This window comes from Deinococcus aquaedulcis (genome assembly GCF_019693445.1).
GTDB classification, from domain to species: domain Bacteria; phylum Deinococcota; class Deinococci; order Deinococcales; family Deinococcaceae; genus Deinococcus; species Deinococcus aquaedulcis.
Window position 1 is genome coordinate 219,374 of record NZ_JAHRBL010000001.1, and the last position, 17,379, is coordinate 236,752.

The following is a 17,379-nucleotide window of genomic DNA, read 5'->3' on the forward strand; positions in this document are numbered from 1 at the left end:
GCCCTCCCAAAACCTCCAGTGCAAAAGCCGCCCTCATTTTGGGGCGGCTTCTCCATGCTCTAGCTTCAAGCCCACTGTGGGGTGGGGCAATTGATGCCTCTTCAGGAGGTCCAGCGTTTTCAGCTGGCGTGGGCAATCGTGGTGGGCGGCGTGCAGCGGCCCACCGTCTGCACCAGGGCCAGGGTGGGACGCAGGCAGGGCAGGAACTGGCCTAGGAACACCAGATCATCCTGCAGCGGCAGCAACTCCAACCCCTCGCCGGGACTGAGAGCCTGAGGCGGGGTCAGGGTGTAGGCGCGGGCCAGCAGGGCGCACGCCTGGGCCAAGTGACCGGACCGGGCCTGAGTTACGGCTTCGTGGTACAGCTGGGTGGCGGGTGGGAAAACGCGGGGGGCAGGCCGTGGGGTCATGAATCACGTCTCTGTGGGAAAAAGGGAAGCGGGCCAGGGCCGACAGGAGAACGCAGCAGAACAACGCTGGGGGCAGCATAGCCGCCTATCGGTTATGGTCGGGTTATGGCAGCGGTGAGAGGACTGGGGGCACTGGAGGGGGGTCGGTTTGGTCTGGTGCTCACCGAACTGCGGGGCCGCCTGGACCTCTCGCCGGCCGAACTGGCGGTGCTGGGCACGGCGGAACTGTCGCTGGGGGCGTATCCCGAAGCCGAGCTTCACCTGCTGCGGCCCCATCTGGCCGGCGAGATGCGCGCCACCGTCGGTTATGGCGCGGTTTTGCTGGAAGTGGGGCGCTGGGCTCAGGCCCGCGCGCACCTGGAGGGGCACCGTGCGGGCCTGAGTCCGGACTGGGCAGCCGAGGCGCAGCAGGTACTGGCCACGCTGGATCTGGAAGAGGGCTGGTGGGCCCGCGCCGCCGAGCGGGCCGAGGCCGCCGCCCGTGACCTGCTGGCCCTGGGCCTGGAGCGCCGCGCCGCTGGCCCGCTGGTTACGATGGCCTGGGCCTGTGCGCGCCAGGGCCAGCTGGCGCGTGCGGAGGGAGCGTTGCAGATCGCCCTGAGCGTGCTGCCCGAATACCCCGACCCCGCCGAACGGGCCACGGCGCTGGCCACCCTGGGCTGGACACAGGCGGTGGCCGGCCGACTGACGGAGGCGCAGGCCCACCTGGACCGCGCCAGCCAGCTGCTGAGCACCGAGCAGGTGCAGGCGCAGCGCTTCGTGTGGGCCGCGCGCGCCGATGTGGCCGCCTGGACGGGCGACCACGCCGCCGAGCAGGTGTTTGTGGACCGGGTGGCCGCCACCCTGGGCCCCCTCACCCCGCCCGAAAGCCGCTGGGCGCGCTGGGTGGGCCTGCGCCGCGTGGCCCTGGACCGCCGCGCCGGGCAGTGGAGCCGGGCCCTGAGGGCACTGGCCCTGTTGCCCCCCGGGGCCGAGGCCCTGTGGCAGCGCGGCGCCCTGCTGGCCGACCTGAGCGAGGGGCCAGCCGCCACGGAGGCCCTGCAGGCGGCGCTGGACACGTTCCGGGCCCAGGGGCAGACCCTGGGCGAAGCGCAGACGCTGTCCACGCTGTGCCGTGTGGCGGCCGGCACCCCGGAGGCGCCTGACCTTGCCCGGCAGGCCCTGGACGCGGCGCTGCGCAGCCCCCTGCTGCTGCCGGTGCGCGCCGTGGTGGACGAGGTGTCGGCAGCCCTGGCAGGCCAGCCTCCGTCCGCCGCCCTGCGCGCCTACCTGGACGCCGCGCGCACCCACGCGCAGCCCCCGGCGCCGCCCCCCAACGTGCAGGTGCAGACCCTGGGCGGCGCGCAGGTGTGCCTCGCTGGTCAGCCGGTGCGGGCCCCGGCGGCGCTGCTGGCCTGTCTGGGCCTGTGCGGACCCCTGGACCGGGCCACCCTGCAGCTGCACCTCTACCCGGACCGGGCGCCCGCCGCTGCCAGCAGCGCCGTCAAGCAGGACATCTACCGCTGCCGTCAGGCGCTGGGGCCGCAGAGCATCGTCAGCGAGGGCGCGCACCACGCCAAGCGCTACCGGCTGGGCCCTGCCTATCACTGGCTGCTGGACGTGGCCGAGGTCCTGCGCGGCGCGGCCAGCCTGGACCCGGTGCGGGCCTTCGGGGGGCTGCACGGCGCGTTTCTGCCGGGCGTGGATTCAGACTGGAGCCGGGGCGTGCAGGCGCAGGTGGACGCCGCCCTGGAGGGCATGGTGCCTGCCCTGCTGACGGTGTACCGCCGCGAGCGCCTGGGCGCGAACATGGGACATCTTGTGGCCCAGTTTGCCCAGGCCTACCCCGAGCACCCCCGGCTGGCCGAATTCCGGACCCTGGCGAGTGGAGAGGGGAGCGCTGCCGTAGTCTCCCAGTGAATCGGTGTCATCCAGTGAGGGGGCAAGTTTCAGCATGGTGGGCTTGGCGAAAAGACCGGGTGGGTCGCTTTACCCGCACATCTCTTGCGAGCCTTGCGGCAAAAGAAAGGGGCAAATGCTGTGTGCATTAAGGCCGCCAGCGGAACGGTTAAACCTGTCCGCACCTCGCTGCTGTGTCAGGCAGGGCCAAAAGAGTGGGCCGCTGATGTCGTTTCAGCGGCCCCGCTTCTTGCCCGTTCTGCTGCTTACACCGGGTGGGCGGCGTCCTGGCCCACCACGGTCATCCAGCGCCGCACTTCCCAGTGGCCCACCAGGCCGCTGACCACGTAGGGATCAGTCTGGGCGAAGGCCTGCGCCGCTTCGGGTCCCTCGCCCTGGAACAGCAGCACGGCGCCGTCGGCCGGATCGGCCAGGGCGCCGGCCAGCACCAGTTCGCCCCGCGCCTCGGCTGCGCGGGCGTGGGCGAGGTGGGCGGCGCGCAGCGGTTCGCGCCGGGTCAGGTAATCGGGGACCAGCTCCCGGTAAAACAGCAGAAAGTGCATCTTGATCCTCCGTCAGGGCCGCCGTTCGGCGTCAAGCAGCAGGGTCTGGGGCACCTGCGCGAGCAGACCAGAAGGGGCGCTGAATAGTTCGTGCAGGCCGCGCAGGGTGAAGTCCGCCGCCAGCAGATCGTTGACCAGGGTAGAGAGCGTGCGGTGATGGGCCCCCAGGCGCCCGCGCACCCCGCTGCCCCCGGACTGCCAGGGGCCTTCCTGGGCGTAGGTCTGAATGCGGTAGGCCAGACGCTCACCCGCCTCATCCAGAAGAAAGCGGGGTGCGCGCTCCTCGTGAAAGGGCGCTTCGAAGCAGGGGTGCAGCAGGGAGAACAGAAAGCGGCTCCCAGGGACCAGCACCCGCGCCGTCGCCTGAAACAGCGCGCGGTGGTCGGCCACGTCCATGAGGGCCAGCTTGGACACCGCCACGTCCACCGAGGCGTCAGGCACCGTGGCCAGCGTCTGGGCGTCGTCCACCCGGAAACTCAGGCGGGGGTCGTCGGCGCGCTCGGCCGCCACCTGAATGAGTGCGGGGGCCAGATCAATGCCCAGCACCGACCCCGGCCCGAACGCACACAGGCGCCGGGCCAGATGGCCTTCGCCACACGCCAAGTCGAGCACCCGCTGCCCCGGCAGATCGGGGCCCAGCAGCTCATCGTACCGCTGCAGCAGCGGATGCCAGAAACTGTCTGGGTCGGCCAGCATCCGGTCCACGAACGCCACGTAGAAGGGCGCCGCGTCGTTGTAGACCGGGCGAGGCACTGGGTCAGTCCTTGACCAGTTCGATGCCGGTCAGTTCGTCAATGGGCAGGCCCCACCGGTTCATGGCGTCGAAGAAGGGATCGGGGTCCAGCTGCTCCACGTTCCACACCCCTTCCCTCATCCACTCGCCCTGCAGCATCAGCATGGCGCCGATCATGGCGGGCACGCCGGTGGTGTACGACACGCCCTGGGCCTGCACCTCGCGGTAGCAGTCGGCGTGGTCCTTGACGTTGTAGATGAAATGCACCTTGGGCTGGCCGTCCTTGCCGATGCCCTTGGCCTGCACGCCAATACAGGTCTGGCCGCTGTAGCCCGCCGCCAGCGATTCGGGCGCGGGCAGCACGGCCTTCAGGAATTCAATCGGGGCAATCTGCTGGCCCCGGAAGTTGATGGGCTCAATGGACGTCATGCCGATGCCCTCAAGGACCGACAGATGCTTGATGTACGCCTCGCCAAACGTCATCCAGAAGCGGGCGCGCTTGATGGTGGGAAAGTGCTTGACCAGCGACTCAAGTTCTTCGTGGTACAGCACAAAGCTCTTGCGGGTGGCGACTTTGGGGTAGTAGATGTCCTGGCTGAGTTCCAGGGGCTGGGTTTCCACCCACTGCCCGTTTTCCCAGTAGCGGCCGTTGGCGGTGATTTCGCGGATGTTGATTTCCGGGTTGAAGTTGGTGGCAAAGGCCTTGCCGTGGTTGCCGTTGTTGCAGTCCACGATGTCCAGGTAGTGAATTTCCTGGAAATGGTGCTTGGCGTGGTAGGCGGTAAACGCCTGGGTGGCGCCGGGGTCAAAGCCGCAGCCCAGCAGCGCCATCAGGCCCTTTTCCTTGAAGCGGTCCTGGTAGGCCCACTGCCAGGAGTATTCGAACTTCGCCACGTCCTTGGGCTCGTAGTTGGCGGTGTCCAGGTAGTGCACGCCGGTTTCCAGGCAGGCGTCCATGATGGTGAGGTCCTGGTAGGGCAGCGCGAGGTTGATGACCATTTTGGGTCCGAAGGCCCGGATCAGCTCGGCCAGTTCCGGCACGTTGTCGGCGTCCACGGTGGCGGTGGTGAAGACCGTCTTGCTCTGGGGGAAGTGCTCTTTGATTTCCGCCACGATCTTGTCGGCCTTGCTCACCGTGCGGGTGGCGATCAGCACCTCGGTGAACACGCTGTCGTTCTGGGCACACTTCTTGGCGGTGACGTTGGCCACGCCGCCGGCTCCGATGATGATGACCTTGCTCATGGGGTGCAGTGTACCGTGAGCCTTCTGGCCGGGGCGGGCGCGCTAGGCTGGCCGCTGTGATACGGATGCCGTCCACTTCCGTCACATCCAGAAAAGAACTGGATGTTCCTCCACTTCCCGGAATCCGTACCTGTTCCTTCTCTGCTGCGCAGCTCTACGAGTCCCTCCGGTCGGAAACATGCCGCAATCCCTCACGGCATGTTTCGGAAGCGAGATGAGCAAGCGCCGCCGTCCCGCCCCGTCCCCGCCGCCGCCCACTCCTCCTGCCGGTTTGGGCGGCCACGGCGAACTGCGCGAGGTGACCCCCGAGATGCGCGCCCGCACCCAGCGGACCTTTCTGGGCATTCTGGTGGGCTTCTTTGCCCTGATTGGCCTGATGGTGGCCACGCTGTCCTGGCAGGGGCGTGCGGTACGCGACTACGCGGTGCGGGTGGCCGACGCCGTGCTGGTGACCCAGCCCTCAAAGCAGTTGGGCTACACCCAGCCCTGTACCCAGGCCCTGCCCGAACCGTTGCCTCGCGGGGCCGAAGACTGCACCGTGACGCTGGACGGCGGCCGGGTCACCGTGGCGGTCACAGTGCAGGGCGAGCGGCAGTACCGCATTACGCGGCCGGACAGCGGTGTTCCGTTCCGTTGAGGGGAGGAAGGCACCCCCCTCAACTCCACTCCAACCGCTGCCTGTCGGGGTCACTCGCTCCGCTCGAACCACATGACCTGAAGGGTTTACCTTCAGGTCATGTGGTGACCACTATGAATGAAGCGCGCCGTGTGGCGGCCCATGGTGCTGGTGGCCGTGCTGGCGCTGCTGGTGGTAGCGGGGTGGCAGGCCCGCCAAGGCCGCGCGGCCCAGGCGCAGGAGGCCCGCGCTTACGCCCAGGCGGTGCGGGACGCCGCCCGGCAGGCCTGGACCAGGGACCCCGAACGGCCGTTCTTGGAGGTGGGCAGCGCCGAAAGCTGTGGAGACCCGGCCTACCGGGGCGTGCGGGCGCCCCAGGGCCTGGGCAGTTGCGAGGTGACGCGCCTGCCGGTGGGCTTCGAGGTGAACCTGACCCTGGGCCGGGTCACGCTGAGGTCTGCCGCACACTGAGGGCCGTGGCTCATTCTGAGCCGGGATGCTGCTGAGCCCTTCTGTTCCACAGCCACTGCTTTGTGGGACGCCCTCACGGTGCCCGCTGTTGCGAAACAGGGCGCTGGTGGTGGGGTGAGCGCGTCCAGCACGTGGGCCAGCGCCAGGGTGAACATCCTGGCCTCACCCCGGTTCGCCGCCGTTCGGTGCTGGCGTGCAGGGCGTCTTCGGTGATGGGGGCGTGGCCCAGTTCGGTTTGCACCCCGCCGCCCAGTCGCGGGTTCGGCACCTGCACACCGTCCACCGAGATATGCAACGTGGCGCCTCTGGGGCCGTCGTCGCGGCGCAGAATCAGGACCGTGCGGGTGAGTTCGTGGGGCGGGTGCGGGATAGCCAGCGCTGACCGGCGGCAAAGGCAACGGGCGTCATGGGGCCGAGGAGAGGCTGGGGGGCGCCCTCCGCACACGGGCGTTCTGCCGCCCCGCCCGCTCCCTCATCTGGCCGGTGGTGGGATGAAGCGCCCTTCAACCGCGTTCCGATCTGCGCCTGGGCCGGCCACGCGGGCCCCATACTCTAAGGCCAGATGCGAGTGCTTGTGACCGGCGCAACGGGCTTTCTGGGCGGCGTGGTGGCGCGCGAGCTGAGGGCTGGGGGCCACGAGGTGCGCGGCCTGGGCCGGGACGCGGCGCGCGGGGCCGCGTTGGAACGCGCCGGGGTGGCCTTTGTGCCCGCCGACCTGCGCGCGGCCGACTGGAACAGGCTCCTGCGCGCTGTGGACGCCGTGGTTCACGCGGCGGCCCGCGCCACGCTGTGGGGCCGCTGGGCCGACTTTGAAGCGGACAACATCCGCCCCAGCGGCGCACTGGCCCGCGCCTGCGCCGCCGCTGGGGTGCGCCTCGTGCACGTCAGCACGCCCAGCGTGTACAACGCCACCGGGCACATGCAGGCGGTGCGCGAGGACACGCCTGTGGGCCCCCGGTTTGACAGCCTGTATGCCCGCAGCAAATTCCAGGCCGAGGAGGCGGTGCGCGCGGCGCTGCCAGACGCCACCATCCTGCGCCCGCGCGGGCTGTACGGGGTGGGGGACACCAGCCTTGTGCCCCGGCTGGCCCGCGCCCTGCAGAGTGGGCGGCTGCCCCGCCTGACCCGGGACGAGATGTGGACTGAGCTGACGCATGTACGCAACGCGGCGCACGCGGTGGCCCTGGCCCTGGGCCGCCCAGCCCCTGGTGTCTACAACGTGACCGACGGCCAGCCCATCCCGCTCTGGGCCACCGTGGACCGGCTGGCCGACGCGCTGGGGGCGCCCCGCCCGGGGCGTGTGGTGCCCGCGCGTCTGGTCGAAGGCGCGGCCTCTCTGCTGGAACTGGGCGCGCGGTGGCACCCGGCCCGGCCCGAACCCCCGCTGACCGCCAGCGGCGTGCGCCTGCTGACCCGTCCCATGACCCTGGACCTGACCCGGGCCCGCGAGCGCCTGGGCTACGCCCCGGTGGTGGCCCCGGACGACGGCCTGGCCGAGGTCTTTGCCCATATCCGGGGGCAGCGGTGAGCGCCGTGCGGGTGATTCCCCTGCAGGCGGGCGACTGCCTGAACCTCGCGGCCATCACCGAGCGCGGGGCCCCCTGGCGGTTGCAGGCGTACCCAGCGGGGTTTTCGCTGCTGCTGCACCCCGTGCACGGCCCGGTGCTGTTCGATACCGGCTACGGCGAGAGCGTGGTGCAGGCCATGCGGCGCTGGCCGGGCGTGCTGTACGGCCTGGTCACCCCGGTGCGCCTGCACCTCCAGGCCACCGCCCGCGCCCAGCTGGCGGTGATGGGCTTTGCGCCGCAGGACGTGCAGCACATCATCGTGTCGCACCTGCACGCCGACCATGTGGGGGGGCTGCGCGACTTTCCGCACGCCACGTTTCACCTGGACCGCGCCGCCTACGAACCGCTGCGGGCGCTGCGCGGCCTGAAGGCCGTGCGCCGGGCCTTTCTGCCCGAGGCCCTGCCCGCCGATTTCGAGGCCCGTGCCCGCTGGTTGCCCTTTCAGGCGGCGCCCCCCGATCTGGCCCCCTTTGCCCAGGTGGCCGACGTCTTCGGGGACGGCTCGGTGTGGGCGGTGCCGCTGCCCGGGCACGCCCCCGGCATGGTGGGCCTGCTGGTGCCCGAGGCCCAGGGCCTGAGCGTGCTGGCCGCCGACGCCGCCTGGAGCGTGCGCGCCGCCCGCGAGGCCCGCCCGCCCCACCCACTGGCCCGCGCGGCGTTTTTCGACCCGTCGCAGGAAGAAGCCAGTGGGGCGCAACTGCGCGCGTTCCTGCAGGCCCACCCCCACGCCCGGGTCCATGTGAGCCACGACGCCCCGGAGGGCTGGCGGTGAAGGCGCTGCCCATCCTGCACGCGGCCCTGGACGACGCGCGGCTGACCTTCCGCTCGCGCCCGGCGCTGGAGGCCCACCAGCGGCGGCTGGCCCACGAGCACCTGCGCTGGGTGGCGGCCCACAGTCCGGCCGTGGCGGCGCGCTTCCGGGCGGCGGGGTTGCCCCTCTCGCGCTGGCCAGAACTGCCGCCCACGACCAAGGCCCAGATGCTCGCCACCTTCGACACCCTGAACACGGCGGGCGTCACGCTGGCCCAGGCCCTGAACACCGCCCGGCGGGCCGAGCAGACGCGCGATTTCACGCCCCGGCTGCCCACCCCGCGCGGCCCGGTCACGGTGGGCCTGTCCACCGGCACCAGTGGCACCCAGGGCGTGTTCCTGGTGGGCGAGGCGGAGCAGGCGCGCTGGGCCGGCACCGTGTTGCGTGCCCTGCTGCCCGGCGGCTGGCGCGGCCTGACCCGGCGCCACCGCGTGGCCTTTTTCCTGCGCGCCGACAGCCCGCTGTACCGCAGCGTGGGCAGCCGCTGGCTGGACTTCCGGTTCTTTGACCTGCTGCGGCCCGTGGCCGAACTGGCCCGCGAGCTGACCGCCTACCGCCCCACCCTGATCGTGGGCCCGCCCGCTGTGCTGCGCGCCGTGCAGGACCAGGGGGCCGGGGTGCAGGCGGAGCGGGTGGTCAGCGTGGCCGAGGTGCTGGACCCCGATGACGCCGGGCACCTGCGCGCCTGGGGCCCGGTGGTGCAGGTGTACCAGGCCACCGAGGGGCTGCTGGCCCTGCCCTGCGAACACGGCGAACTGCACCTCACCGAAGCGCACGTGCACTTTGACCTGGAGGCGGTGGGCGGCGGGCTGGTGCGGCCGGTGATCACCGACCTGCGCCGCCGGGTGCAGCCGTTCGTGCGCCACCGCCTGGACGACCTGCTGCGCCTGCACCCCGAGCCCTGCCCCTGTGGCCGCGCCGCGCGCCGGGTGGCGGCGATTGTGGGCCGCCAGGACGACGCCCTGCACCTGCCGGGCCCCGGTGGCGCCCCGGTGACCATCTGGCCCGACTTTCTGCGCGGCGCACTCTCGGCCGTGCCGGGCCTGCGCGACTACCGCGCCGAGCAGACGGGCGCGGCCACCCTGACGCTGGCGCTGGACCCCTGCACGCCCGACCTGGGCACGCAGGCCCTGGCCGAGGTGCGCGCCGCCCTGCGCCGCAGCGGCGCCGACCCCGCCCAGGTGACGCTGAGCACTGTTCCCCTGCTCCCTCTGCCCCCCGGCACCAAGCGCCGCCGGGTGAGCCGCGCCCGGCCCCTGGCCCCGGAGGTAACCCCATGACCGTTGCGCCGCTGGGCGTCCGTATTCTGTCCACTTCCCAGGCCCTGCCCACGCGGGTGGTAAGCACCGCCGAGGTGGCGGCCCTGTGCGGCGTGCCCGCCGACCTCGCCCACAAGCGCAGCGGCGTGCGCGAGCGCCGCTGGCTTTCAGGCGAAGAGAGCGCGCTCAGCCTGGGCGCCCAGGCCGCCCGCGAGGCCCTGGCCCAGGCGGGCCTGCCCCCTGAGCAGGTGGACGTGCTGCTGAATGCCAGCGGCAGTCAGTTGCAGCCCATTCCCGACGGCGCCGCCCTGTTCGCCCGCGAACTGGGCCTGCGCGGGGCCGCCACCTACAGCCTGCACGGCACCTGCCTGAGCTTTCTGGTGGCGCTGCAGCACGCCGCCCTGCTGATTCACACGCGGCAGGCGCGCCACATCCTGATCGTGTCCAGCGAGGGGGGCAGCCTGGGCCTGAACCCGGCGCAGCCTGAAAGCACCCTGCTGATTGGTGACGGCGCCGCCGCTGTGCTGCTGGGCCCCGCTGAGCGTCCCGGCCAGGGCCTGCACGCCGCGCGGATCGAAACCTACCCCGAGGGCGCCGACCACACCCGGATTCGCGGCGGCGGCACGCTGCTGATGCCGCAGAACCCCCGCGCAGAGCACCGCGACTTCACGTTTGACATGCAGGGGCTGCAGGTGCTGAAACTGGCCTCGCGGGTGGTGCCGGGGTTTCTGGAGCGGCTGCGGCCGGGGCTGAGTACGGGGCTGCCGGGGATTGACCGGGTGATTCCGCACCAGGCCAGCCAGGCGGGGTTGGACCTGCTGCGGCGCTACGGGTGGCTGGCTGAGCAGGTGGAGGTGACGCTGCCCACGCTGGGGAACGTGATTGCGGCGAGTGTGCCGCTGACATTGCATCAGGCGCTGAGGGCGGGGCGGTTGGGGGTAGGGAAGACGGCGCTGCTGGTGGGGACGGGGGCGGGGTTGATTGCGGGTGGGGTGATTTTGGAGGTGTAGGTGGTGGCTTGACCCGGTTAGCCCCACCCCCCAGCCCCCTACCCCAGAGGGGCAGGGGGAGTTTTTCCGCTGCGCTCGGCAAACGTTGGCTGACGGTGTGGGGCGGCTGGGCTTCGCCCCGCGTCGTACGCCGTCGCCTTGCTCCGCCCATCACCGGACGCCCGCGCGCTGCGCGCACGACGGCTTCGTCTGTACCTGGGCGGTAGAGGGGCAAGCCGTCTTGATGCGGCCCAGAAGGTTCTACTTTTGAAGAGAAGGGATGGTGTTCTGACCCTCTCCCCTCGTGGGACTCGAAGAGCTGCGCAGCAGAGAGGGCCTTGCGCAGCAAGGGGTGAGGGGGCGTCCAGACCACCACACCCGCCCCCCCCCTTCTCTTCCCGCATCCCGCCCCCCGCCTCCTGCCCCCCAATCTTTTCCCACTTCCCACAACCCACTCCCCTCTCTCCCCCCTTTCTCGACAACCCACCGCCCCGCGCCCCGCCCTCCCGGTACCCTGGCCCGCATGGACGGCCTGCCGAAAAGGTTCGATGTGATCGTGTATCCCGCTGCCGAGTTGCGCGGCGAGGTGCGGGCGCAGCCCAGCAAGAACTACACCACGCGCTACCTGCTGGCCGCCGCGCTGGCGCCGGGCGAGACGCGGGTGGTGGGGGCGGCCACCAGCGAGGACGCTGAAGCGCTGCTGCGCTGTCTGGGCGACTGGGGCGCGGGGATCCAGCGCCACGGCGAGGACGTGGTCGTGCGCGGCTTCGGGGCGCGGCCCCGGGCGGGGGTGACCCTGAACCCGGGCAATGCGGGGGCGGTGGCGCGCTTTCTCATGGGCGTGGCGGCGCTGACGGAGCAGACCACCTTTGTCACGGACCACCCGGATTCACTGGGGCGGCGGCCCCAGGGCGACCTGCTGGAGGCACTCGCCCGGCTGGGGGCGCGGGTGCGCAGCGAGGATGGGCGCCTGCCCGTCACCATCAGCGGGCCGGTGCGTGGGGGCACGGTGGAAGTCAGCGCCGAGCGCTCCAGCCAGTACGCCAGCGCCCTGATGTTTCTGGCCCCGCTGCTGCCCGGGGGCCTGGACCTGCGCCTGACCGGCGACATCAAGAGCCACGCGCCGCTGCGCCAGACCTTGGATACCCTGGCGGCCTTCGGGGTGCAGGCAAGTGCCAGTGAGGACCTGGGGCGGGTGACCATTCCGGGCGGACAAGCTTACCAGTCGGGGCGCGTGACCGTGCCGGGCGACTACCCCGGCAGCGCGGCCCTGCTGGCGGCGGCGGCCACCCGCCCCGGCGAGGTGCGCCTCTCGAACCTGCGCGAACACGACCTGCAGGGCGAACGCGAGGCCGTGGCGGTGCTGCGCGAGATGGGCGCGGCCATCATCCGCGAGGGCGACACGCTGACCGTGCGTGGCGGCGCGCCGCTCCGGGCCATCACGCGCGACGGCGACGGCTTTACCGACGCGGTGCAGGCGCTAACGGCCGCTGCAGCGCTGGCGCAGGGCACCACCACCTGGGAAAACGTGGCCACCCTGCGCCTGAAGGAATGCGACCGCATCTCGGACACCCGGCGCGAACTGGAGCGCCTGGGCCTGCACGCCAGCGAAACCGGAGACAGCCTCAGCGTGAGTGGCACAGCCACGCTGGCGGGGGGCGTCACCGCCGACGGCCACGGCGACCACCGCATGATCATGCTGCTCACCATCCTGGGCCTGAGCGCCCAGGCGCCCCTGCGCATCACAGGCGCGCACCATATCCGTAAGAGTTACCCGCTCTTTTTCCGACACCTGGAAGCTCTGGGCGCCCGCTTTAATTACCCGGAGGCCACCCGGGCCTGAAGGGACAGGGCGAAGCGGCTGGCCTTTCGGGACGCGGCGGCTGGGCCCGCGTTCCCTTCAGACGGGTGAAGGGCGTTCGGGGGGGCGGCTGTCAGAGCCCTGTGTTGTGGCGGGGCCTACAGTGGGGCACCCCTGCCTGTGGGGGGTAGACCCATGAAGACCCCGTTGCCCCTCCTGCTGTTCCCGCTGCTGGGCCTGTGCGCCGTGTACAGCGCCGCGCTGGTGCTGGCCAGGCTGACCGGCCACGACACCCACGCCGTGGACCTGCTGTACATGGCCGTATTGCTGCTGTGCGCGGGGGTGGGCTGGCAGGCGTACGCGCGGGCCAGTGGGGCGGGGCGGCGCCTGCTGGGCTGGGGCATCCTCAGCCTCTCGGCGCTGGCAGCCGGGGAAGCCGCCTGGGTGCTGCTGTTTGATCTGCCGGGGCGCGAGGCCCCTGACCTCTCGCTGGCCGACGCCGGGTACCTCATCTATTACGCGGGGCTGCTGGGGCTGCTGCTGCTGGGCCAGCGGCGCGGGCGCAATCCGGGCGCGCTGCTGGACAGCGTGATCGTGGGCCTTGTGGTGGCGCAGGCCTCGTGGGTGTTGGCGCTGGTGCCGCTGCTGCAGGAGCAGGGCAGCAGTCTGGTGTTCCGCGTCCTGAACCTCAGTTACGTGGCGCTGGACATCGTGCTGCTGACCCTGGTGCTGTTCACCCTGCGCCAGCCGCTGGCCGCCCCGCGCTGGCCGCTGCTGCTGGGCCTGCTGGCCTACGTGGTGGCGGACCTGCTGTACTTCAACCTGGGCCCCCTGTACCAGCCGCGCGGCCCGCTGGACCTGCTGTGGGCCTGGGGCGCCGTGGGGCAGGCCGTGGGTATTGTGCTGCTGGCCCGCGCCGGGCAACCCCAGGACCCGGGCCCCGCCCACGCCCGGCTGGAACTGGTGTTGCGCGCCCTGCCGTACGTGGCGGTGCTGGCTTCGTGCACGCTGCTGGTGCTGTACGGCCCCCAGAACACGCTGGCGGGCCGTGGGGTGGTGCTGCTGACGGCGGCCGTGTTCGGGGTGGTCACGCTGCGGCAGGCGCTGTCCAACGCCGAGAGCCTGCGCCTGAACCGGCAGCTGCAGGCCCAGGCCGAGGCCCTGCGCCAGAGTCAGGCCCAGATGGAGTACCTCGCCTTTCACGACGGCCTGACCGGGCTGCTCAACCGCGCCGGGTTCTACCGCGCCCTGCGCGTGGCGCTGCCGGGGGGCGCCACGGTGCTGCTGCTGGACCTGGACGGCTTCAAGCCCGTGAACGACGCCCACGGCCACGCGGCGGGCGACGAGGTGCTGCGGGTGGTGGCCGGGCGGTTGACAGCCTGCAGTGCCGAGGACTGGCACGCCGCGCGCCTGGGCGGCGACGAATTTGCCCTGCTGGGCCCGGCCGACCAGAGCCCCGGGACCGCGCAGGCCCTGGCCGAACGGGTGGTGGCGGCGGTGGCCGAGCCGGTCACGGTGCCCGGCGGCGCGCAGGTGCGGGTCACGGGGTCGGTGGGCCTGGCGCGCATGGACGGCGCAGGCGCCAGCGAGGACACCCTGGTGCGGCAGGCCGACGCCGCCATGTACCGGGCCAAGCGCGCGGGCGGACACCGCAGCGCCGAACTGGTGAAGGTGCCGGGCTAGGGAGGGCCGTGTTAGCCTCCGGGGCGTGAAACGGCTGCCCCCTCTGGCCGGACGGTCCGGTGCTGGCCCAGCTGGGCCCCAGTGGCCCGGTGCCTCCCTACAGCGCCCTGTCCATCGCAACGGCGCCTGGGCGCCTGTCCCTCCGGTGTTCTGGTGGTAACGGGCCTGACGCTGGCGGTCATTGGGATCGGGCTGCTGGCGGGGGTGCTGGGGGCCATCCTGGGGCTGGGGGGCGGGGTGGTGGTGGTGCCGGCGCTGGAATTCGTGCTGCCCCTCTTTGGCCGCGACATCACCATTGCGCAGGCGGTGGCGGTCAGCCAGATCGGCGTGCTGGCGGTGGGCCTCAGCGGGGCGGCCAGCTACCTGCAGCAGGGGCTGGTGCGCGCCCGCACTGGGTATCTGCTCTCGCCCTACACGATTGTGGGGGGCGCCGCTGGCTCGTTTCTGGGGCTGGTGCTGCCGGGGCGGGCGGTGGCCACGGTGTTTGCCGCGCTGCTGCTGTATTCGGCGTACAACCTGCTGCGCGGCCTGAAGCGGGTGGAGGCCGAGCGGCCCCCCAGCCGCCTCGTGCCGCCAGCCATGACCTTCGCCGGGGTCATGAGCGGCCTGCTGGGCATTGGGGGCGGCACGGTGCAGGTGCCGGTGCTGAACCTGCTGGCCGGGGTGCCCATCCGGCAGGCGATTGCCACCAGCACCTTCATCATGGGCCTGACCGCCGTGGGCAACGCGCTGGTGTACCAGGCGGGCGGGCTGCTGGACCTGCGGCTGGCGGCGGGGGTGGCGCTGGGGGTGCTGATCGGCGCGCGGGCCGGGGCCACGCTGCAAAGCCGCATTCCGGCCGCGCAGCTCAAGCTCTTTTTCAGCCTGCTGCTGATCTTTACGGCCGCGCAGCTGCTGTGGAAATACTGGGGGCACCCATGAGCGCTGAGCCGCGTCCCCCCACCGAGCTGGCCGGACTGCCGGCGTGGCTGTACCCGGCGGGCTTCTGGGTGGGCGTGGCGCTGCTGGCCGTGGGGGTAGTGGTGCCGGACCTCGCCTGGGTGGGCGTGGTGTGGGTGGCGGGCGTGCCGGTGCTGGCGGCCGTGTGGGTGGCCCTGGCCGGCTGGCGCCATGACCGCCGCCTCAGCGTGGCGGCGCTGCTGGCGTTGGCTGGGCTGGGGCTGGTCGTGGTGGTTCGGCAGTGGCTGTAAGGCTTGCTGGCGACCCCGCATCCTGAAGGACGACCCTCAAGCCATCACAAGCCCAGAACCGTTCAGTCAGCGACACCGTGACAGGTGCAGGGCAACCGGTGGGCATCGGCCGGTGCCTGGGGCCCTGGCGGGACTAAAGGTCGGTGATTGCGTCGTGGTGTGGCGCAAGAGGTGCCCAGCCCGGCGCTCCCCCGGTCTACACTGCCCCCATGCTTCCCGCGTGGCGGTTTCGCAGTGAGGGTCGGCAATGGACGGCGTTCTGCACGGCCACAGGGGCCCGGCTGAGCCTGGGACCGTCGCCGTCGCGGCTGCAGGCGCCGGAACTGCTGGACATCAAGTTGACTGATGTCTGCAGCCTGGGCTGCGCCTTTTGCTATCAGGATTCTCGCCCAGAGCGGCGCCACGCCCGACTGGCCAACGTGGCTTGGTTGGCCGAAGAAGCGGGCCGCGCCGGCGTATTCGAGGTGGCCCTGGGCGGCGGCGAGGTCAGCGAATACCCGGACTTCCTGGCGGCCCTGCACCTGTTCCGCGCCGCTGGCGTGGTGCCCAACTTCACTACGCGGCGCCTGCGCTGGCTGGCGCAGGTGTGGCCCCAGGTGCGGGACATGGTGGGCGGCGTGGCCGTCAGTGTGGGCAGCGCCGCCGAGGTGATCCGGCTGGGCGAGCTCTTGCCAGCCGAGGGGCGCCGCCCCGGTCAGCTGGTGGTGCAGGTGGTGATGGGCACGGTGGGGCGCGAAGAACTGCTGGCGCTGGTGCAGGCCGCCGGGGCCGCCGAGGTGCGTGTGACCCTGCTGGGGTTCAAGCGGGTGGGGCGCGGCCAGACTTTTGCACCTCAGCCCTACGGGTGGTGGCGGGACGACCTGCGCCTGTACGTCCGGCACACCCCCATCAGCATTGACACCGCGCTGGCGGCAGAATGCCCTACCGAATTGGCCGCGCTGCTGCAGCCCGGCTCGTACCACACCGAAGAAGGCCGCTTCAGCGCCTATGTGGACGCCGTGGCCATGACCCTGGCGCCCAGCAGTTACCACAGTGAGCCGGTGTTCTCCATGGACGCCGACTGGCTGACCCACTTCGCTGCGCCGCATTTTGTGCAGGGGCCCGTTACGCCGCCCGCCCCCGGCCGGGTCCGCCTGGGCTTTGCCACCAATTCCAGCAGCAGCCATTCGCTGGTGCTGCTCCGTGAGCCCTTGGAAGATGAGCCTGGCAACCCTGCCGAGTGGGAAGAGGCTTTTGCCACCACATGGGGCGAGTTCACGGCTGTCACCCTGGCGGCCAAGCAGTTTTATCTGGCCGCCAATCTGATGAGGGTCCGGGAACACCTCTTTCCCCGGCAGTCCGAAGCCGAGGCGCAGGCCATGATTCGCCGCCTGTGCGACTTGCCGCCTGATGCGCCCCTCAGCACCGAAGGCATAGACCACCAGAGTGCCCTGTGGTTTCAGCCCAACCCGGCGGGGCCTGGCCCCCATCCGCACCAATTTGAGAGGGTCAAGACGGTGCTGTTTGCGCCGGGCGCCAGCATTTTCGGCATGGGGGACGACGGGGACGACCGAGCTCCTCGCTGGCAGGCGGTGGACTTCATGCTGGACAGTGCCGACTTCATGTCTATGTTCTCATTGGATGAAACAGAGCAGCCTCTCCCGCCGCGCCCCTCTGGCCTGAGTGAGCCGCTGTACCTGCTGGGGCTGGTGCGTGGGCAGCGCTTTTTGGACGTGGTGCAGCGCGCGCTGGCGGCCGGTGTGCCGTGGGCTGAGGTGAAAGCAGCGCTGCTAGAGGACGAACAGCACGTGGACAAACCCACGCTGTTCCTGAAGGTGCTGACTGCAGCGGGTCTGCAACCACCTGCATTTTTGCTTCCCACCCCCGGCGGTCACCGGAGTGACGAGCGCCGGGCCTGGTTCGCGCTGTACCTCAAAGCTCCACCAGATGCGCTGAGCCGCTTCATGACACGGCTTGAAACACTTGGCCGGGAAGAACCAGCCTTCGCGGCAACGGTGCTGGATTACGCCACGTCAGACCTGGGATTTGAGCCATTCGACGAAGCAAACTTTGAACGGCTGCTGAAGGCTCTTTCTCATGGCCAGCGTTTCGCCGCCGCAGTGGGTCAGGAGCAGTTCGGCATTCATCCCCGGATCACGGAGTATCTCAATGGTCTCTGAGAGGAC

16 protein-coding genes are annotated in these 17,379 nt (G+C 71.1%); 12 read left to right on the forward strand and 4 right to left on the reverse strand.

All coding sequences use genetic code 11. The annotated features are described in order from the left end of the window. Positions 1-119: 119 nt before the first annotated feature. Positions 120-410: a hypothetical protein gene (locus KMW22_RS01055; RefSeq protein ID WP_221088154.1), complete on the reverse strand. Its 291-nt coding sequence runs from the start codon at positions 408-410 to the stop codon at positions 120-122. Between the two features lie 105 nt (positions 411-515). Between KMW22_RS01055 and KMW22_RS01060 the strand changes: the two genes are divergently transcribed. After that, positions 516-2,309 carry a hypothetical protein gene (locus KMW22_RS01060; RefSeq protein WP_221088155.1) on the forward strand — a complete coding sequence of 598 codons (1,794 nt, stop codon included), beginning with the start codon at positions 516-518 and terminating at the stop codon, positions 2,307-2,309. A 245-nt stretch (positions 2,310-2,554) separates the two neighbouring features. On the opposite strand, the gene KMW22_RS01065 is transcribed toward KMW22_RS01060, so the two are convergent. From KMW22_RS01065 to KMW22_RS01075, 3 genes are read right to left on the reverse strand one after another with little or no spacing between them, the layout of a single operon-like run. Then, positions 2,555-2,851, reverse strand: coding sequence for a YciI-like protein (locus tag KMW22_RS01065; RefSeq protein WP_221088156.1), 297 nt, complete (start codon positions 2,849-2,851; stop codon positions 2,555-2,557). Positions 2,852-2,863: 12 nt separating this feature from the next. Further along, entirely contained in the window at positions 2,864-3,604 is a 741-nt protein-coding gene (locus KMW22_RS01070) for a class I SAM-dependent methyltransferase (protein WP_221088157.1), read from the reverse strand. Positions 3,605-3,608: 4 nt separating this feature from the next. Then, positions 3,609-4,826 carry a saccharopine dehydrogenase family protein gene (locus KMW22_RS01075; protein ID WP_221088158.1) on the reverse strand — a complete coding sequence of 406 codons (1,218 nt, stop codon included), beginning with the start codon at positions 4,824-4,826 and terminating at the stop codon, positions 3,609-3,611. A 214-nt stretch (positions 4,827-5,040) separates the two neighbouring features. On the opposite strand from KMW22_RS01075, the gene KMW22_RS01080 reads away from it, so the two are divergent. The 11 genes from KMW22_RS01080 (at position 5,041) to KMW22_RS01130 (ending at position 17,373) form a co-directional block, all read left to right on the forward strand. Then, positions 5,041-5,463, forward strand: a complete 423-nt coding sequence (locus tag KMW22_RS01080; RefSeq protein WP_221088159.1) for a hypothetical protein — start codon at positions 5,041-5,043, stop codon at positions 5,461-5,463. 117 nt (positions 5,464-5,580) lie between these two features. After that, complete coding sequence (locus tag KMW22_RS01085; RefSeq protein WP_221088160.1) at positions 5,581-5,913, forward strand: hypothetical protein; 333 nt, start codon at positions 5,581-5,583, stop codon at positions 5,911-5,913. Positions 5,914-6,475: 562 nt separating this feature from the next. Further along, positions 6,476-7,441 (forward strand): NAD-dependent epimerase/dehydratase family protein, encoded by a 966-nt coding sequence (locus KMW22_RS01090; RefSeq protein WP_221088161.1) that lies wholly within the window; start codon positions 6,476-6,478, stop codon positions 7,439-7,441. Beyond that, positions 7,438-8,253 carry an MBL fold metallo-hydrolase gene (locus KMW22_RS01095; RefSeq protein ID WP_221088162.1) on the forward strand — a complete coding sequence of 272 codons (816 nt, stop codon included), beginning with the start codon at positions 7,438-7,440 and terminating at the stop codon, positions 8,251-8,253. Before KMW22_RS01090 ends, KMW22_RS01095 begins: the two co-directional genes overlap by 4 nt. Then, on the forward strand, positions 8,250-9,572 hold the full coding sequence (locus KMW22_RS01100; RefSeq protein WP_221088163.1) for a F390 synthetase-related protein: 1,323 nt from the start codon (positions 8,250-8,252) through the stop codon (positions 9,570-9,572). The genes KMW22_RS01095 and KMW22_RS01100 overlap by 4 nt, the downstream gene beginning before the upstream one ends. Then, complete coding sequence (locus KMW22_RS01105) at positions 9,569-10,561, forward strand: 3-oxoacyl-ACP synthase III family protein (RefSeq protein WP_221088164.1); 993 nt, start codon at positions 9,569-9,571, stop codon at positions 10,559-10,561. Before KMW22_RS01100 ends, KMW22_RS01105 begins: the two co-directional genes overlap by 4 nt. Positions 10,562-11,063: 502 nt before the next feature. Beyond that, positions 11,064-12,383 carry a 3-phosphoshikimate 1-carboxyvinyltransferase gene (gene aroA / locus KMW22_RS01110; protein ID WP_221088165.1) on the forward strand — a complete coding sequence of 440 codons (1,320 nt, stop codon included), beginning with the start codon at positions 11,064-11,066 and terminating at the stop codon, positions 12,381-12,383. Between the two features lie 153 nt (positions 12,384-12,536). Beyond that, positions 12,537-14,024: a GGDEF domain-containing protein gene (locus tag KMW22_RS01115; RefSeq protein ID WP_221088166.1), complete on the forward strand. Its 1,488-nt coding sequence runs from the start codon at positions 12,537-12,539 to the stop codon at positions 14,022-14,024. A gap of 153 nt (positions 14,025-14,177) precedes the next feature. Then, entirely contained in the window at positions 14,178-14,945 is a 768-nt protein-coding gene (locus KMW22_RS01120; protein ID WP_221088167.1) for a sulfite exporter TauE/SafE family protein, read from the forward strand. After that, the gene (locus tag KMW22_RS01125; protein ID WP_221088168.1) at positions 14,942-15,214 is read left to right on the forward strand and encodes a hypothetical protein; all 273 of its coding nucleotides are present in this window, start codon (positions 14,942-14,944) and stop codon (positions 15,212-15,214) included. Before KMW22_RS01120 ends, KMW22_RS01125 begins: the two co-directional genes overlap by 4 nt. Positions 15,215-15,423: 209 nt before the next feature. Next, a complete protein-coding gene (locus KMW22_RS01130; protein ID WP_221088169.1) occupies positions 15,424-17,373 on the forward strand; it encodes a radical SAM protein in 1,950 nt (649 codons plus the stop codon). Positions 17,374-17,379 lie beyond the last annotated feature (6 nt).

Excerpts from the sequence above, each read along its gene's own strand:
- KMW22_RS01075 (WP_221088158.1), bottom strand. The coding sequence starts at position 4,826 with ATGAGCAAGGTCATCATCATCGGAGCCGGCGGCGTGGCCAACGTCACC.
- KMW22_RS01125 (WP_221088168.1), top strand. The coding sequence starts at position 14,942 with ATGAGCGCTGAGCCGCGTCCCCCCACCGAGCTGGCCGGACTGCCGGCG.
- KMW22_RS01105 (WP_221088164.1), top strand. The coding sequence starts at position 9,569 with ATGACCGTTGCGCCGCTGGGCGTCCGTATTCTGTCCACTTCCCAGGCC.
- KMW22_RS01065 (WP_221088156.1), bottom strand. The coding sequence starts at position 2,851 with ATGCACTTTCTGCTGTTTTACCGGGAGCTGGTCCCCGATTACCTGACC.
- KMW22_RS01060 (WP_221088155.1), top strand. The coding sequence starts at position 516 with ATGGCAGCGGTGAGAGGACTGGGGGCACTGGAGGGGGGTCGGTTTGGT.
- KMW22_RS01080 (WP_221088159.1), top strand. The coding sequence starts at position 5,041 with ATGAGCAAGCGCCGCCGTCCCGCCCCGTCCCCGCCGCCGCCCACTCCT.
- aroA (WP_221088165.1), top strand. The coding sequence starts at position 11,064 with ATGGACGGCCTGCCGAAAAGGTTCGATGTGATCGTGTATCCCGCTGCC.
- KMW22_RS01055 (WP_221088154.1), bottom strand. The coding sequence starts at position 410 with ATGACCCCACGGCCTGCCCCCCGCGTTTTCCCACCCGCCACCCAGCTG.
- KMW22_RS01130 (WP_221088169.1), top strand. The coding sequence starts at position 15,424 with ATGCTTCCCGCGTGGCGGTTTCGCAGTGAGGGTCGGCAATGGACGGCG.
- KMW22_RS01085 (WP_221088160.1), top strand. The coding sequence starts at position 5,581 with ATGAAGCGCGCCGTGTGGCGGCCCATGGTGCTGGTGGCCGTGCTGGCG.
- KMW22_RS01115 (WP_221088166.1), top strand. The coding sequence starts at position 12,537 with ATGAAGACCCCGTTGCCCCTCCTGCTGTTCCCGCTGCTGGGCCTGTGC.
- KMW22_RS01090 (WP_221088161.1), top strand. The coding sequence starts at position 6,476 with ATGCGAGTGCTTGTGACCGGCGCAACGGGCTTTCTGGGCGGCGTGGTG.